The following is a 16,326-nucleotide window of genomic DNA, read 5'->3' as shown; positions in this document are numbered from 1 at the left end:
CGATAGCCCCCGAACGGCCGTGTCCGCGTATTACAATTCACGCGGCGCGGCCGTCGTGGTGTTCGCTCATCGGTTCTGCGCCCATCGACCGGGCTGCAGGAAGGCGACCGATGATCGAGGTTCGTGGCTTGTCCAACGAGACCGTGGTACTCGACGGTGAATGGTTCGAGAAGCTTCGGGGAGGCACGTCCAAGACGCGACTCCCGGCGGGGTCTTTCGTGTCTGCCGATGTGAAAGAGATCGATCGCCGCAAGAAGCTGTTCGGCGGGGATCGGGAACAGCTCATCCAGATCACGTTGACCTTCGACCGCCCTCCCTTTGTCGGCTTGATGACACCGGCGGCGAATCGCGACAAGGTCGACGCACTACTCGCCGGCCTCGCAGCTGCCCGTGATCGCAGCCAGCCGCCGACGCAATGACCTCGCCCCACGTCCCCCGGCCCGCGGTGGTCGACATGGCGAACCACCCGTACCTGTCGGGAGTGTTTGCCCCGCAGCGCCGAGAAGTCGACGTCACCGGTCTCCCCATCACCGGTGAGCTTCCCCCGGACCTGGTGGGGAGCTATCTCCGCAACGGGCCCAACCCTCGCTTCGATCCGATCGGGAGTTACAACTACCCGCTCGACGGCGACGCGATGGTCCATCAGGTCGACTTCGACGGCACGACAGCGGGATACCGGAACCGTTTCGTCCGAACCCCGGCGGTGATCGCCGAGGAGAAGGCCGGCCGCGCCCTCTGGTCCGGGATCTTCGACCCCTATTCCCCCACCGCCGACGACCTCGGCCCGGGCGTTGCGAACACCGGGCGCGATCTCCCCGACATCAACGTCGTCAAACACGGGGGTCGGTTGCTGGCCATGGCCGAGACCGCTCCGCCGTATGCGCTCGACCCTGCCGACCTCAGCACGATCGGCCGCGAGACATGCGATGGCGCAATGCTTGTCGGCAGCACAGCTCATCCGAAGATCGATCCGTCCAACGGCGAGATGGTCCTCTTCAACTACGCGTTCGAGGCCCCCTACCTCACCTGGTCGGTGGTGTCCGCAGACGGCACATGCACCCGCCCGCCCACAGCCATCGACGGCGTGAACGCACCGATGATGATTCACGACATGGCATTGACCGAGAAGTACGCGGTCATCTTCGTCTGCCCGCTGAAGTTCGACATCTTCGGGGCATTCGCAACCGGAGGGTCGCCACTGGAATGGCAGCCCGAACACGGCACCCGGATAGCGCTTGTTCCCCGGGACGGTTCAGCGGTGAAATGGATCGAAACAGAGGCATTCTGGGTGTGGCACTTCGCGAACGCCTACGACACCCCCACCGGAGAGGTGGTCATCGACTACGTCTGGTGGAATCAGCCGGAAGCCCTTGGCATCACGAACGATCCAACCGTCGGTAACATCACGCGCACAGTGCTCGATCCGGCGAAGGGGCGGTGCACACACACCATCTTGAGCGACTCCGATGTCGAGTTCCCCAGGGTCGACGACCGTTTGTTGACCCGGCCACACGGCGCCATCGCCACCGCCGGTCAGCTGCCGGGTGCGGCCGACGGCATCAACACCGTGTTCTTCGACAACCTGACGTCGGGTGGCCAGACGTTCTGGGACTCCGGATCGGTCAGCGTCGGCGAACCGATCTTCATGTCCGGCGACAGCAACAACTACTGGGGGACCATCGGTACCGACGTCGAAACGATGACGTCTGCCTTCTACATTTTCCCTGAAGACACTCCGGAGACCGGCCCGCTCTGCACCATCGACCTTCCCATCCGCGTGCCCGCAGGCCTGCACGGATGCTGGGTTCCAGGCTCGCCCAGATAGCGCATCGCAGGGTACCGACTATTTCAGTTGCCACTTCACCGTGACGGTGAAGCTGACTGTCTGCTGTCCGGGTTCCAGCGGCACTGCAGCGTCGACCATCGCCGACCGCATCTGATCGGACGCCGAAACCTCTTGGCCACTTGTGGTTTCGTCGATGGTCAACACCTTGCCCAGCTCGTCACCGGACAGCCCGGCGTACTGTTGAGCGCGTTCTCGCGCGTCGTTGAACGCCTGCTCTCTCGCGTTGGTCACGAGCTCTGAGTCGTCGTCGATCACAAACGACACGTTGCTGATTCTGGTCGCCTCGCCCCCGGCATTGACCGCTGCCGTCAGCACATCGGAAGCTTTTGCCAGATCATGGATCTCGACGCGAAGTGAGTTCGTGGCCCGGTAGCCCGTGATCGCACTGGAGCCGCCTGGAGAGGGGGTCGAGTAGTCCGGGGTGAGGGTGACCTGCTGGGTCTGCACGTCCTCCCGCGGTACACCGGCGTTGACCACCGCGTCGGTGAGTGCCTGAATGCTGGCGTTCGCCGAATTGATGGCACCGGACACGTCGTCGCCCGTTGCCTCCACCCCGAGATCGGCACGCAGGGTATCCGGAGCGCCCTTCACCTCCCCGTTGCCGACAACCGTCACCGACCTCTGGTTCCCGGGATCAGACGGTTCGTCGCTGCCGCACCCCACAGCGACCGCGAGCACCAGCGCGGAGCTGGTCAGGGCACAGGTAACTCGCGCTATTGGACGGCCTGATCGCATACGCCGGCGGGAAGTTGGTCGAGACGAGTGGACAGCCATGCGCTGACAGTATCGAGGATCGGCGTGGATGAAGCGGAACGAACAAACAGTGAGCCGATCGACCTACCCGCTCCGCTCCGTCTCCGCCAACGGTCGAGCTCCGCTCCGCTCCGTCTCCGCGGGCCGCCAACTCCCCATCCCCAAGAAGATCATCACGATCTGCTTCTCGGTCCGCTCGATGAGGTCTGCCTCTTCTTGGGTGTTGCGGCGATCGAGTTCGACCAATTCGGCAACCGCGTGCAGCATCACCGTCACGATCAGGTCGCCGGCGAGCTCGAGATCGTCGGCGGGCCACTCGGACAGCTCCGGGATGCGCGAGAGATCGATGGCGAGCTCGCGCGAGAACAACTTGAGTTCGGTGTCGATGGCGCGGCGGACCTCACTGATACCGCCGTATTGTTCGCGGACCAGAAACCGGAACTGTGCTTCGTTGGCGTGCGCCTGCCGGACCAGCACCGCCAGCGACTCTTTCGCCGTCGGCACCGCTGCTCGCGCTGCGAGGTCACGACGTCCTTCTCGCAACATCCTGCGCAAGGTCCGCATCGCGTCTTCGACGAGCGTGACACCGACCTCTTCCATCGACGCGAAGTGGCGATAGAACGCAGTCGGAACGATGCCCGCACGTTTGGTGACCTCACGCAGGCTGATCGAGGAGAAGCTGCGTTCTCCCACCAACTCCAGGGTCTGATCGAGCAATGCCTGTCGAGTGCGGCTCTTTTGTTCGGCTCGCGTCCGCGTCGCGTCGGCAATTCGTTCGGTGGAGGCCGAGTCACGACGTGCAGCACTTCGGCTACTCGAACTGTGGTGTTTCGAACTCCGCGACACGCAGGTCAGTGTACGTCCGTGCACCGGCCGATCCGGGTACCGCGTCCGGCCCGCGCTGCGAAAGACCTGCAGAAGGTGATGGCGGTTACACCGCGAACCCTTGACTTCGCCGACCCCTGGGATGCGACACTGTTTGTGTACAGTTGTTCACTGAACGGAAGGAAGTGCGGATGCCGAAGTCACTCTCCGGAATTCTCGGCTCGGTGCTCGAAGTAGCCCTGACGCCCCACCCTGTGGACCGCTATCTCGAACTGTTCGACCCTCGCATCACCTGGAGTGATCTTCGGGCCGAAGTACTACGGGTCGATCGCCGCTCGCCGCGATCGGTAACCCTCATCCTCAGGCCGACCCGTCAGTGGACGGGCTTTGAACCGGGGCAATTCGTGCAGCTCAGCACCGTGATCAACGGTGTTCGGCACAGCCGTTGCTACTCACCCGCCAGTAGCGCGAAACGCCAGGATGTCATCGAGCTGACCCTGACCGCGCACGACGACGGATTCGTCTCCAAGCACCTGCGCGACAACGCGCAGGCGGGCCAGGTCCTCGGCCTCCAGCCGGCCACCGGGACGTTCACGATGCCGTCGGATCGTCCCGATTCGATGCTGTTCATCAGCGGCGGAAGCGGCATTACACCCGTGCTCTCAATGTTGAGAACACTTGTTGACGAAAAGCACCAGGGCAACGTCACGTTCGTCCACTATGCGCGCGGTCCGCAGGACCACCCCTACGCCGAAGCGCTGGCTTCGATCGCCGCTGCCCGCCCCGACTGGACGATCACCACCCACTTCACCCGACCCGGCGACGAGCAGTCGGCCGGCGGTTCGGCGCGCACGTACTTCTGCGCCGAACACCTCTCCGCTGTGGATCTCGCCACCACCGAGGTGTTCCTCTGCGGGCCTCCGGCACTGCACGAGTCCGTCACCGATCACCTCGGTGCCAACGGCGCCGAGGAACGGCTGCACACCGAGCAGTTCGTACTGGTGACCCCGGCAGCCGACGACGGCGCTCCGGCGCACGGTCGGCTGCAATTCGCCGGGAGCGGCAAAGAGACCGACAACGACGGCTCGTCGATTCTCGAGCAGGCAGAGAACACCGGCCTGTCACCCGAGTTCGGCTGCCGGATGGGGATCTGCTTCTCCTGCAGTGCGGTCAAGAAGTCCGGGCTGACGAAGAACATCCTCACCGGTGAGACCGACAGCGAAACCGACAAGCACATCCAGCTCTGCATCAGCGCGCCCGTCGGCGACTGCGTCATCGACATCTGACGCCCGCCCGCCAACGTCCACCCACCACATTCAGGAGTCCTCATGACAAGCACTCAACTGGTTCTCACGGACGATCAGGTCGACGAACTCGGTCGCGAGCTCGACGCCCTCAAAGCACGGGTCGTCGCCGACCTCGGCGAAGCCGACCGCGAATACATCTACTCGATCATCAAGGCTCAGCGCACCCTCGAGGTCGCGGGCCGCGCACTCATGTACTTCCCGTTCATCCCGCCGGCCTGGCTCGCCGGAGTCGGGGCACTGAGCGTGTCGAAGATCCTCGACAACATGGAGATCGGCCACAACGTGATGCACGGCCAGTACGACTGGATGCGTGAGCAGAGCCTGAACTCGCGCGAGTTCGAGTGGGACACAGTCTGTCCCGCCGACCAGTGGCGCCACAGCCACAACTACATGCACCACACCTTCACCAACATCGTCGGCCAGGACCGCGACATCGGCTACGGCATCCTGCGCATGGACCGCGACCAGAACTGGAACCCCTACTACCTGGGCAACCTGATCTGGGCCAGCGCCCTGATGGTCCTGTTCGAGTGGGGTGTGATGCTGCACGACCTCGAGGTGGAGAACATCGTCCAGGGCAAGCGCAAGTGGACCGACATCAAGGGTCTCGCCAAGGGGATGTGGCGCAAAGCCCGCCGCCAGGTCCTCAAGGACTACGTGGTCTACCCGGCGCTCACCGGACCGTTCTTCGTCACGACGCTGATCGGCAACGCCAGCGCCAACCTCATCCGTAACCTGTGGACCTTCTCGATCATCTTCTGCGGCCACTTCCCCTCGGGCGTACAGACTTTCACCCAGGAAGAGACCGAGAACGAGACCCGCGGCCAGTGGTACCTGCGGCAGATGCTTGGGTCGGCCAATATCACCGGCACACCCCTGTTCCACATCATGAGCGGCAACCTGTCGCACCAGATCGAGCACCACCTGTTCCCGGACATCCCGGCCAACCGGTACCCGCAGATCGCAGGCGAGGTCAAGGAACTGTGCGAACGATACGGATTGCCTTACAACACCGGCAGTTTCAGCCACCAGATCGGCTCGACCTGGCGCAAGATCGCGCGTCTGTCACTTCCGAATTTCCTGGTGGCAGATGACGCCCAGTTCAGTGTTAAGGTCGAGTCCAAAGTCGCCGCTTAGCATCCGTCACCAGGGGCTGGGCCGCTGTCAGCGCAGACACGGAAGGGTCCCATGGTCTCGCGATTCGAGCGAAACAAAGACACAGCCCAGGAGATGATCGAGTCGACCGCCCACCGGGTGGGACGGATCGCCTCGATCATCACCGGAGCGGTCATCGATGTCACACGAGAGATCGGCGACCTGATCTCCGACGGTATCGAGATGCGGGAAGCGGCGAAGAAAGCTCGGGATGACAAACCCGACGTATAAACGCCGCAATCTCGCGATGGCGATATTGACCTTCGCGATGTTCATGGATCTGATGGACGTCACGATCGTCAATGTCGCCATTCCGTCCATCCGGGACGATCTCGGCGCCAGCCCGGCACAGATCGAGTGGCTTGTCGGCGGGTACGTCCTGGCGTTCGCGGGCGTTCTGATCACCGCCGGCCGGCTCGGCGACCGCTACGGCCGCCAACGGATCTTCCTCATCGGAATCATCGGATTCACCCTCGCGTCTGTGCTGGCCTCCACCGCCCAGACCGGCAGCATCCTGGTCGCCTCGCGTGTACTGCAGGGATTCTTCGCCGGATTGATGGTTCCGCAGGTGCTCGCCAGTGTGCAGGCGCTGTACCGCCCCAAAGAGCGCGCACCGATCTTCGCCATCCTGGGAACCATCACGGCCATGGCGGCGGTGATCGGACCGGTCCTCGGCGGCTGGCTGGTCACCAACAACCCCATCGGCGGCGAGTGGCGCTCCATCTTCTTCATCAACCTGCCGATCGGCATCGTCATCGCGATCGCCGGGTTCTTCCTGGTCCCCAACACCAAATCCGAGGAAGTCCGCGACCTCGACATCGTCGGTGTGGTGCTGGCAGTGGGCGGCGTGCTGCTGCTCGTCTACCCACTCGTCGAGGGCCGCCAGCTCGGTTGGCCCGCCTGGTCATTCGTTCTGATGGCGTTGTCGCCTGTGGTGCTGACCGCGTTCGTCTTCCAGCAGAAGCGGCGGACGATCACCGACGCGCTGATCCCCCTACGCCTGTTCGGTAACCGCGGGTTCGTGGGCGGATCGGCAATCCAGTTCCTCTTCCAGGGGTCGATCACCTCGTTCTTCCTGATCCTCGCCCTCTACGTGCAGGTGGGTCTCGGATTCGAGGCCATCGCGGCCGGCGCGATGACACTGCCCTTCAGCATCGGGGCGGTGTTGGCCGCCGGTGTCGCAGCCGCACTGACCACACGTCTCGGCCGGAACCTTCCGCTGATCGGGGGGCTGATGATGAGCTCGGGAACCGCCTGGACCATCGCCACGATCCGGTCCGCGGACGAGGGCTTCTCGAGCTGGGACACCGTCATCCCGATGGGTCTGGCCGGGCTGGGCCTGACCATCATGCTGGTTCCCCTGCTCGACATCGCGTTGTCGACTGTCGACGTGGAGGACTCGGGAGCGGCGTCCGGCACTCTCAACACGTTCGCGCAGATCGGCGGCGCAGTCGGCGTCGCCGTCACCGGTGTGCTGTTCTTCGGGGAGGCGGGACGCTACTCACAGCCAGAGTTGTTGCACGCGTTGTCGATTGCTGCGTGGGTTCCCATCTGCGGCTACGCATTGTGTGCCGCGGCGAGCTTCCTGCTGCCCGGGCTGGGTGCGGTGCGCAAGCATGCCGAAGAGCAGGAGCGTATCGCTGAGCTCGAGGAAGCCCGGCTCGCCGCCGAAGCCCGATGATGGTGGGTTCGGGCGGGCGTTTGACCAGATCACGCCCACCAGAACCCACCAATTCGGGGTTTCGGGCAGGGTGAGTCCAATGGTGGGCGATCGGGTGATGGGTCCGTAGCCTGTTCTCTGTGCTGACTTTTCCCAATCCGGTCAATGACTACGCTGCCCGATCCACCGCCGGGCTGGTCGTGGTCCTGGCCGTCGTCGCCGTCGCGGTGAACAACCCCGTCGTCTACGCGCTGTTGGCGATCGGGTTCGCCTTACGTGTCGCGTCCGGCCCGACTCTGTCACCGTTCGGTCAGTTGTCGGTGCGGGTGATCGTGCCGTATCTGATCAAGAGGACAAAGCTGGTCCCCGGGCCACCCAAACGATTCGCCCAGACCATCGGGCTTGTCGCCAGCGGCGCGGCGTTGATCCTGGCGCTTCTCGGACTCGGGCTTGCCGCGCAGATCGTCACCGGCATTCTCATCGTCGCAGCCCTGCTCGAATCGGCGCTCGGATTCTGCCTCGGATGCACCATCTTCGGCTTCCTGCAACGCCGCGGCGTCATCCCCGAGAGTGTCTGCGAGGCGTGCAACAACATCTCGCTCCAGCGACCCGCCGGTGAACAGGTCAGCTCTTAGCGAGGAGCGACAACGCGATTCCGTCGAGGATGTCGTGCTCGGAGACGACCATCTCCCGGATCGGGCTCTGTTCGGCGATCACCCGGGCCAGTTCCAGCGTCACCAGTGACCCGCCACCGATGACGTCGACCCGGCCCTCGTGCATCGGCCCCAGAGCGGCCCGCTCGGCGCGCGGCATCGCGACCAGATCCCAGCAGACACGGGCGAGGTCGTCGAAGCCCACTCGGGACAGATGGATGATCTCCGGGTTGTACTCGGGCAAACCCGAAGCCAATGCGGCAAGGGTGGTCATGGTGCCCGCGACACCGACGAAGGTGCGCGCACCGGCCACCGATACGTGCGTAAAGGCTTCCGCCAGAAGCTCTTTGATGACCTTCTGGGCCTCGTCGATCTCGGATTTCGTGGGCGGGTCGCTGTGCAGGCACCGTTCGGTCAACCGCACGCAACCGACGTTCGCCGAGTATGCGGAGTGCACTCCCTGCTCGTCACCGACGACCACCTCGGTGGAACCGCCCACCGAGGTCGACGACAACAAACGGGCCCTGCGCCGGATCGAGATCGCCCACAGCCCCCGCGAACGACAATCGGGCTTCCTCGTCGCCCGTGATCACCTCGGCCACACCGCCCGGAACCACCTCGCCGAGCAGTTCCCGGGTCATCGCGAAGAAGTCATCCCGGTTCGCCGCGTCACGCGTGGCCGAGGTGGCGACCATACGCACAGCGCTCACGCCATGCGCCTTCATCACATCCACGTACTCGGCCAGAGCCTGCCGCGTGCGCTCGATGGCTTCGGCGGCGAATGCGCCCGTCGCGTCGACTCCTTGGCCCAGACGGACAACACGCATCTCGCGGTAGAGATCAACGAGACCGCCATCGCCGCCGCGCGCCACCAGCAGGCGGATGGAATTGGTGCCGCAGTCGACCGCGGCGACAACCTGGGTCATTCCGGGATGTCCCCTGCCGGCGTCCGCGGCCAATCCGCCGGTACCGCGGTGCCTCGCAGGCCGGCGTCTGCGGCAAGGGAGACCGCCTCGTCGCCGAGAGGGTTCACCCCCGGACCCTTGGCGAGCGAGTGCGCGATGAGGACGTGCAGGCATTTGACGCGCTGCGGCATCCCGCCGCCGGTGAAGTCTGTGCCGAGCGGTTCGATGGCGTCACGCTCGGCGAGATAGGACTCGTGCGCTCGCCGGTAGTGCTCGGCCAACTCCGGGTCCTCGGCGAGACGGGTGGTCATGTCACGCATCACCCCGGCCGACTCCTGACGGCTGGCCTCGGCTGTGAGCCGCGGGTCGGTGAGGTAGTACAGCGTGGGGAACGGCGTGCCGTCGGGCAGTCGCGGCGCCGTCTTGACCACGGCGGGCCGGCCGTCGGGCGTGCGGTAGCTGATCTCCAGCACCCCGCGCGGCACCCGGCCGAGCTGCTCGGCAACGGCGTCCAGATCTTCTTGCGAGACAGCCGAACCCGCTTCTGACCCCTGCTCGGGCTCCGTCATCACTTCTCGGGAACCGAGATCGAGTTGTACAGGGTCGTGTACCAAGGGTTGGCCGCCACCCTCTCGGCTTCACGTTCTTCTTCTGTCTTCTCGGGAGGAACCGGGTACTGCATGAGCAGCGGCTTCTCCCCCGGCATCACGAACTGCAAACGCTCGCGGGCTTGCGCTTCGATGTAGGCCGGATCGTTCTGCTCGGCCACCTTCTCTTCGTACTCCTGCACCTGCACCTGCAGCTGAGCGTTGCTGGCGCGGAGTTCGTCGAACTCGGTCTGCTGCGAGAAGTACGTCCGCATGGGCACCGCCAAGGTCAGCGCCAGAAGACTCAGAACCGCCGCGAGTACCACTGCCCGCTTCGGGTTGATGTTCTCCCACCGCGAGGAGAGTGCCGACGCGGTACGGGGGAACGCCGTCGACGATGCCGCGGATTGCCTATTCGCGCTCCGGGAACGGGCGGGCCCAGGACTGGGCGCACCTCGTGACCCGGAGCGCGATGGCCCGTGCTTCACGTCGGCCGAGGTCCGTCTCCGGTTCCCACGGGGCGCATCGGAGCCGCCTCGCCTCCGGTTTCGTCTCTCGGCCATCATCATCGATCCATCAACCCGTTCGGTACCGATCAGCCTTCGAAGGAGAACCGCGGGAAGGCGAGGTCACCGGCGTACCGGGCGGCGTCGCCGAGGCCTTCTTCGATGCGGAGCAGCTGGTTGTATTTCGCGACGCGCTCGCTGCGGGCGGGTGCGCCGGTCTTGATCTGGCCACAGCTGCACGCCACTGCCAGATCGGCGATGGTGGTGTCTTCGGTCTCGCCGGAACGGTGGCTCATCATCGACTTGTAGCCGTTGTTGTGTGCCAGCGCGACAGCGTCGAGGGTCTCGGTCAGGGTGCCGATCTGGTTCACCTTCACCAGCAGCGCGTTGGCCGCACCGCGGTTGATGCCGTCTTCGAGGCGCTCGGGGTTGGTGACGAAGAGGTCGTCGCCGACCAACTGGATCCTGTCGCCGATCGATTCGGTGAGGGCGACCCAGCCGTCCCAGTCATCCTCGGACAGGGGGTCCTCGATGGAGACCATCGGGAACTCGGTGATCAGTGCCGCATAGAAGTCGGCCATCTCGGCAGCAGTGTGGGTCTTGCCCTCGAAGGCGTAACCCGTTCCCTCGGTGTGGAACTCGGTGGCCGCCACGTCCAGGGCCAGGGCCACATCGGTGCCGAGCTTGAGACCCGTCTTGCCGATGGCCTCGCTGATGAGTTCCAGAGCTGCGCGGGTACCGGCCACGTCGGGGGCGAAGCCGCCCTCGTCGCCCAGCCCGGTGGCAAGACCCTTGGCCTTGAGCACGGACTTGAGGGAGTGGTACACCTCGGCGCCCCAGCGCAGTGACTCCTTGAACGTCGCTGCACCGATCGGCGCGACCATGAATTCCTGGACGTCGACGCCGGTGTCGGCGTGTGCGCCGCCGTTGAGGATGTTCATCATCGGCACGGGGAGGATGTGGGCGTTCGGTCCGCCGAGGTAGCGGAACAGCGGCAGACCGGCAGACTCGGCGGCGCCCTTGGCCACGGCAAGCGACACTCCGAGCAACGCGTTGGCGCCCAGTCGCGACTTGTCCGGCGTGCCGTCCAGGTCCAGCAGTGCTTGGTCGACGAGACGCTGATCGTCTGCCTCGATGCCGATCACAGCGGGAGCGATCTCCCCGAGGACGGCCTCGACCGCCTTGGTGACACCCTTGCCGCCGTAGCGGTCGCCGCCGTCGCGCAGCTCGACTGCCTCGTGCTCACCGGTCGATGCGCCGGAAGGCACCGCAGCGCGGGTGAAGGTGCCGTCGTCCAGTACCACCTCCACCTCGACTGTGGGATTGCCCCGCGAGTCGAGAATCTCGCGCGCTCCGACCTGATCGATGCTGGCCACGGCATATCTCCTTCGAGTTGGGATGTCACTCCACGTTCAGCGCACGCACCATCGCGGGTGCGGCGAGTATCGCTACAAAGACTAGTGCCCAACCCCTCGCCATACCGACTTGACTCACCGACCGGGAGGGTGGGAAATCGAGACGGCGCGAATTCGAGACGGGGGGAATCAGTAGGCGACGTTGACCGAATAGGCGTTGGCGTGGTCGCGGACATCCAGTACGTACTGCATCGAGTTGTTGTAGACCTTGACCGCGTTCTCCCAACCCTCGGGAGTGGTCATGTCGCCGCCGGACACGCAGAGGTAGCGCGCCGCAGACAGCGCTGCGTCGTCGATGTTGTCCATGTCGGCACGCCCGTCACCGTTGGCGTCGACGCCGAAGCGTTCCCACGTGGTGGGGATGAACTGGAAAGGCCCCATCGCGCGGTCGAGCTGGTCGTCGCCGTCGAGCACGCCGCCGTCGGTGTCATTGATGGTCGCGTTGCCCTGCGTCCCGTCGAGCGGAACACCACGGATCTCCGGGGACACGTCTCCGTTCGCCGCGATGTCGGCTCCGCGGTAGCGCCCGTGTTTGCTCTCGACCCCGGCGATCCCGGCGAGAGTGGTCCAGGTGATGCCGCACTCGGGGTGTTGCTGGCGCTGGATCTCCGCGGCATTGCCGTACGCCTCCAGTGCCACCAACGGGATCCGGGTCTGTTCTGAGATGGGAGTCGCCCAGTCGCGCAGCAGTTCTGCCGTGCGTCCGGGGGTGTTGATGTCGATGTAGGGAACGGGCGCACCCGGATTGGGCGGGATGCCCTCCGGGATGGCGACCTTCGATTTCGACGGCAGATCGAGGCAGCCCGCGGTCAGGAACATCGCCGAGGCGATGGCCGTGACAGCCACTGTCCGTCCGGCGGTCGACCGCACCCCGATTCGGAAACCTCGCCGTCGCGAAGGCACCACCGTCATCCTCACTTCCGTCTTCGTCAACCGCTCACCGGTCACACACCCACTGTGCCCGACACATCTCCGGCGACAGGGCAACGAATCGCCGGTGCCCCGGCACCCGCCCCGGCCACTATGCCCGATATGTCCGTATTCGCAGGTAACGCGCGTGCACACCCAGCCAACCAACTCTCGGGAGCCACTCGGAGTTCCTGCAATCTGGCTGTACGATCGCCGAATTAGGCAACGCGACCCTAATCTGACGCACGAGGAGTCCGCACCGTGAACCTGGCTGACACCGGCTCGGCACCATCGGTGGGAACACAGCTGTTCGGCAGTGGGCTGATCGGTCTTCGTGAGGGCCTCGAAGCCGGGATCGTCGTGATGATCCTCGTCGCATTCCTCGTGAAGTCCGACCGCCGCGACGCCCTGAAATGGGTGTGGCTCGGGGTGGGCGCCGCGGTCGCCATGGTGCTGATCATCTTCGCGGCCATCCACTACGGCACCTCCACCCTCACCGGACTCACCGCTGAAGCGATCGCGGGAGTGACGTCACTGGCCGCAGTGGTCATCGTGACGTTCATGGTGCTGTGGATGAAGAAGGCCGCGGCGTCAATCTCCGGTGAACTCAGGCAGTCGATGACCCGGGCCCTCGAAGTGGGGGCCGGCGCGGTTGTCCTGCTGTCGTTCCTGGCCGTCGGTCGCGAGGGCGTCGAGACCGCCCTTTTGATGGTCGGGTACGCGGAGAACACATCGGGAAGCAACTGGCCACTGATCGGTCTGATCATCGGCGTGGTCGGGGCGGTGGCGCTGACCGTCCTCCTGTACCAGGGCACCGTCCGGATCAACTTCCAGAAGTTCTTCACCTACACCGGCGCGTTCCTGGTGTTCGTGGCCGCCGGGATGCTCGCCTACGCGATCCGAGCACTGCAGACCGTCAACTGGATCCCGGGATTGTCGAACATCGCCTTCGACATCACCGACCACTACGACCAGACGTCCTGGTACGGCACGGTTCTGGCCGGCATCTTCAACTTCCGGCCCGATCCCACCGTGCTCCAGGTGGTCGGCTGGGCGGCCTACCTCGTCATCGTCATGACCGCGTTCCTGTGGCCGACAAGGCGCAAGAATCCCGCCACTCCCCCGGCACCGACCCCCACCTCGGCCACCGTCTGATCGACGCCCGGCCTCCTCGCGCCACCCAAGAAAGGCAGCACCCCCTTGAAGAATCCCACCCGAGCCACGAAAGTCGTTGCACTCATGTGCGCGGCTGTCGCCGGCCCCGTGTTCCTCGCGGCATGCACCGACAAATCGGAGCCGTCCGAAGGTGACATCGCGGTGACCTCCACCGATGAGAGCTGCGACCTCGCGGCCACCGACGCCCAGACCGGCGACGTGTCGTTCAACGTGACGAACAACGGCAACAAGATCACCGAGTTCTACGTGTACGGCAACAACAATCGGGTGCTCGGCGAGGTCGAGAACATCGGTCCCGGTCTGACCGGAAAGCTGACGGTCGAGATCGTCGAACCCGGCACGTACGAGACGGCATGCAAACCGGGCATGGTGGGCACCGGTATCCGCAAGCAACTCGAGGTCACCGGGGAGACGAAGGAAAAAGCCAAGGCCCCGGCCGACGTCGAACAGGCCAAGGCCAGCTACCTCGACTACGTGCGCGGGCAGGTCAACGGGTTCGCCGCGCAGACCGCCACCTTCGTCGAGGCCGTGAAGTCCGGTGACCTGGAGGCCGCGAAGGCGCAGTTCGGCCTCACCCGCACATTTTTCGAGCGGATCGAGCCGGTTGCCGAGTCGTTCCCCGACCTCGACCCCGCAATCGACATGCGGTGGGATGACACCGAAGACGGCGCCCAGCCGTTCACCGGTTTCCACCGTCTCGAGCGTTTCCTGTGGCCGCCGCAGCAGTCCGATGTGGGCGAGAACCCCGGTGATGTGACCCAGGCCGACTTCGACAACGCCCAGAAGACAGACAACAAAACCGAGGCAGACAAGGCCGCGGACGAACTGCTGGCCAACGTGAACGAACTCAAGACCGAGGTCGACAAGCCCGACTTCACCTTCGAGACAGGCTCTTTCGTCAAGGGTCCGCAGGCGCTCATCGATGAGGTCGCGGCCACGAAGGTCGGGGGCGAGGAAGATCGTTACAGCCATACCGACCTCTGGGATTTCGCAGCCAACGTCGATGGTTCCGAGACGCTGATCGCTGCGATGCAGCCCATCATCGCCGCCAAGAATCCCGAACTGATGGACAAGATCACGGCACAGTTCGCCACCGTCCGGCAGTCCGTCGAGCAGTACCGCGAAGGTGACGGATACAAGTCGTACGACCAGGTGCCCGAAGAGGCGCGCAAGGCGTTCTCCGACCAGATCGATGCGCTGTCGCAGAGCCTGAGCCTGGTTCCGGGGCTCGTGATGGGTCAGTAGTGGACGGACCCGACGACAAGCGGGCCGCCGACAAGCCGGCCGACACCCCGTCCGAGCAGCCCCGACATCATTCCGGCGTGACCCGCCGGGTGGTGCTGGGTGCTGCCGGCGTGGGTGCGGTCGCAGCTGCGGCCGTCGGCGGCGCTGCGGTCGGACGGTCAACCGCAGCCGAATCGCAGGCCGACGCCAACGCCCACGTCGTCCCGTTCTACGGCGAACGTCAGGCGGGGATCATCACCGCGGCCCAGGACCGCCTGCACTTCGCCTCGTTCGACGTGATCACCGACTCCCGAGAAGAGCTGGTGGACATGCTGCGACGCTGGACCGCCGCGGCCGAGCGGATGACCCGCGGTCTCGACACCGTCGAAGGCGGTGCTCTCGACATGGGCGACTACACGCCCCCCGCCGACACCGGCGAGGCCATCGGCCTGTCCGCTGCATCGTTGACGCTCACCATCGGCTTCGGGCCCGGCCTGTTCGGGCCGAGCGCGTCCAATCCCGCCGGGGTGGACCGCTTCGGCATCGCCGACCGCAAACCCGCTGCGCTGGTCGACCTCCCACCCTTTGTCGCCGACGCCATCGAGCGCACTCGCAGCTTCGGCGACATCGCCGTTCAGGCCTGCTCGAACGATCCGCAGGTGGCGGTACACGCAATCCGGAACCTGGCGAGGATGGGGTTCGGCGTGGTGAGCGTGCGGTGGTCGCAGCTCGGGTTCGGTCGCACGTCGTCGACCACCACATCGCAGGCGACACCGCGGAACATGTTCGGCTTCAAGGACGGAACGGCCAACATCAAGGCCACCGACACCAAGGCCCTCGACGAGCACGTCTGGGTGGCCGAGGGCGACAACCCCGCCGGCGCACAGTGGATGACCGGCGGGTCGTACCTGGTGGCCCGGCGTATCCGGATGGACATCGAACCGTGGGACCGGGCGATGCTCCTGGAACAGGAACAGATCGTCGGCCGCTTCAAAGGCAACGGCGCCCCTCTGGGCAAGGTAGACGAATTCGACGAACCGGACTTCGCGATCGGTGACGGCACCGGCCCGCTCATCGCTCGCAATGCCCATGTGCGCCTGGCACATCCGAACAACCTGAACGGCGTGCGGATCCTGCGCCGCGGCTACAACTTCACCGACGGTTCAGACGGCTTCGGACACCTCGACGCCGGTCTGTTCTTCATCGCCTATTGCCGCGACGCGCACAAGCAGTTCGTCCCCATGCAGCGTGCACTCTCCACCAAGGACGCGATGATGGAGTATCTGATGCACACCGGCAGTGCAGTGTTCGCCTGCCCACCCGGGGTCAACGAGGGCGAATACTGGGGTCAGAGCCTCTTCGAATAGCCCAGCCCTCCGATGTTGTGCGGTTTTGGCGGACGCCA

At 65.0% G+C, this 16,326-nt stretch carries 16 protein-coding genes and 1 pseudogene; 10 read left to right on the top strand and 7 right to left on the bottom strand.

Features of this window, described 5'->3' with window-relative positions:
- Positions 1–110: 110 nt before the first annotated feature.
- Positions 111–419 (top strand): hypothetical protein, encoded by a 309-nt coding sequence (locus W823_RS54640; protein WP_023962979.1) that lies wholly within the window; start codon positions 111–113, stop codon positions 417–419.
- On the top strand, positions 416–1,825 hold the full coding sequence (locus W823_RS54635; protein ID WP_023962977.1) for a carotenoid oxygenase family protein: 1,410 nt from the start codon (positions 416–418) through the stop codon (positions 1,823–1,825). Before W823_RS54640 ends, W823_RS54635 begins: the two co-directional genes overlap by 4 nt.
- 18 nt (positions 1,826–1,843) lie before the next feature.
- Here the strand turns inward: W823_RS54635 and W823_RS54630 are convergent, their stop codons facing one another.
- Together W823_RS54630 and W823_RS54625 are read right to left on the bottom strand one after the other, a co-directional pair.
- Entirely contained in the window at positions 1,844–2,581 is a 738-nt protein-coding gene (locus W823_RS54630) for an SIMPL domain-containing protein (protein ID WP_031333568.1), read from the bottom strand.
- Between the two features lie 102 nt (positions 2,582–2,683).
- Positions 2,684–3,469: a TetR family transcriptional regulator gene (locus tag W823_RS54625; RefSeq protein ID WP_023962973.1), complete on the bottom strand. Its 786-nt coding sequence runs from the start codon at positions 3,467–3,469 to the stop codon at positions 2,684–2,686.
- 146 nt (positions 3,470–3,615) lie between these two features.
- On the opposite strand from W823_RS54625, the gene W823_RS54620 reads away from it, so the two are divergent.
- The 5 genes from W823_RS54620 to W823_RS54600 all read left to right on the top strand — a co-directional run bounded on the left by W823_RS54620 (position 3,616) and on the right by W823_RS54600 (position 8,181).
- On the top strand, positions 3,616–4,710 hold the full coding sequence (locus W823_RS54620) for a ferredoxin reductase (RefSeq protein WP_023962971.1): 1,095 nt from the start codon (positions 3,616–3,618) through the stop codon (positions 4,708–4,710).
- Between the two features lie 42 nt (positions 4,711–4,752).
- Positions 4,753–5,868, top strand: coding sequence for an acyl-CoA desaturase (locus W823_RS54615; RefSeq protein ID WP_023962969.1), 1,116 nt, complete (start codon positions 4,753–4,755; stop codon positions 5,866–5,868).
- Between the two features lie 51 nt (positions 5,869–5,919).
- Positions 5,920–6,117, top strand: a complete 198-nt coding sequence (locus tag W823_RS54610) for a hypothetical protein (RefSeq protein ID WP_023962967.1) — start codon at positions 5,920–5,922, stop codon at positions 6,115–6,117.
- A complete protein-coding gene (locus W823_RS54605; protein ID WP_023962965.1) occupies positions 6,098–7,567 on the top strand; it encodes an MFS transporter in 1,470 nt (489 codons plus the stop codon). The genes W823_RS54610 and W823_RS54605 overlap by 20 nt, the downstream gene beginning before the upstream one ends.
- A 119-nt stretch (positions 7,568–7,686) precedes the next feature.
- Positions 7,687–8,181: a DUF4395 domain-containing protein gene (locus W823_RS54600; protein ID WP_023962962.1), complete on the top strand. Its 495-nt coding sequence runs from the start codon at positions 7,687–7,689 to the stop codon at positions 8,179–8,181.
- On the opposite strand, the pseudogene W823_RS54595 reads toward W823_RS54600, so the two are convergent.
- From W823_RS54595 to W823_RS54575, 5 genes and pseudogenes are all read right to left on the bottom strand, one after another.
- Positions 8,171–9,125 (bottom strand): annotated as a pseudogene (locus tag W823_RS54595) (exopolyphosphatase). The gene W823_RS54600 and the pseudogene W823_RS54595 sit on opposite strands and share 11 nt — an antisense overlap.
- Positions 9,122–9,673 carry a DUF501 domain-containing protein gene (locus W823_RS54590; protein WP_023962960.1) on the bottom strand — a complete coding sequence of 184 codons (552 nt, stop codon included), beginning with the start codon at positions 9,671–9,673 and terminating at the stop codon, positions 9,122–9,124. Before W823_RS54590 ends, W823_RS54595 begins: the two are co-directional and overlap by 4 nt.
- Positions 9,673–10,179 (bottom strand): septum formation initiator family protein, encoded by a 507-nt coding sequence (locus W823_RS57565; RefSeq protein WP_023962958.1) that lies wholly within the window; start codon positions 10,177–10,179, stop codon positions 9,673–9,675. The genes W823_RS54590 and W823_RS57565 overlap by 1 nt, the downstream gene beginning before the upstream one ends.
- A gap of 107 nt (positions 10,180–10,286) precedes the next feature.
- The gene (eno, locus tag W823_RS54580; protein ID WP_023962957.1) at positions 10,287–11,573 is read right to left on the bottom strand and encodes a phosphopyruvate hydratase; all 1,287 of its coding nucleotides are present in this window, start codon (positions 11,571–11,573) and stop codon (positions 10,287–10,289) included.
- 168 nt (positions 11,574–11,741) lie between these two features.
- Positions 11,742–12,431 (bottom strand): lytic transglycosylase domain-containing protein, encoded by a 690-nt coding sequence (locus W823_RS54575; protein ID WP_235189686.1) that lies wholly within the window; start codon positions 12,429–12,431, stop codon positions 11,742–11,744.
- 351 nt (positions 12,432–12,782) lie between these two features.
- Between W823_RS54575 and efeU the strand changes: the two genes are divergently transcribed.
- The 3 genes from efeU (at position 12,783) to efeB (ending at position 16,288) form a co-directional block, all read left to right on the top strand.
- On the top strand, positions 12,783–13,676 hold the full coding sequence (gene efeU / locus W823_RS54570; protein WP_023962952.1) for an iron uptake transporter permease EfeU: 894 nt from the start codon (positions 12,783–12,785) through the stop codon (positions 13,674–13,676).
- 84 nt (positions 13,677–13,760) lie between these two features.
- Entirely contained in the window at positions 13,761–14,942 is a 1,182-nt protein-coding gene (gene efeO, locus W823_RS54565; protein ID WP_023962951.1) for an iron uptake system protein EfeO, read from the top strand.
- Positions 14,942–16,288 carry an iron uptake transporter deferrochelatase/peroxidase subunit gene (gene efeB, locus W823_RS54560; RefSeq protein WP_023962948.1) on the top strand — a complete coding sequence of 449 codons (1,347 nt, stop codon included), beginning with the start codon at positions 14,942–14,944 and terminating at the stop codon, positions 16,286–16,288. Before efeO ends, efeB begins: the two co-directional genes overlap by 1 nt.
- The last annotated feature ends 38 nt before the right edge of the window (positions 16,289–16,326 follow it).

This window comes from Williamsia sp. D3 (assembly GCF_000506245.1).
In the GTDB taxonomy this organism is placed as follows: Bacteria; Actinomycetota; Actinomycetes; order Mycobacteriales; family Mycobacteriaceae; genus Williamsia; species Williamsia muralis.
The sequence above is the reverse complement of the archived record's forward strand: the minus strand, read 5'-3'. Positions and strand labels throughout refer to the sequence as shown.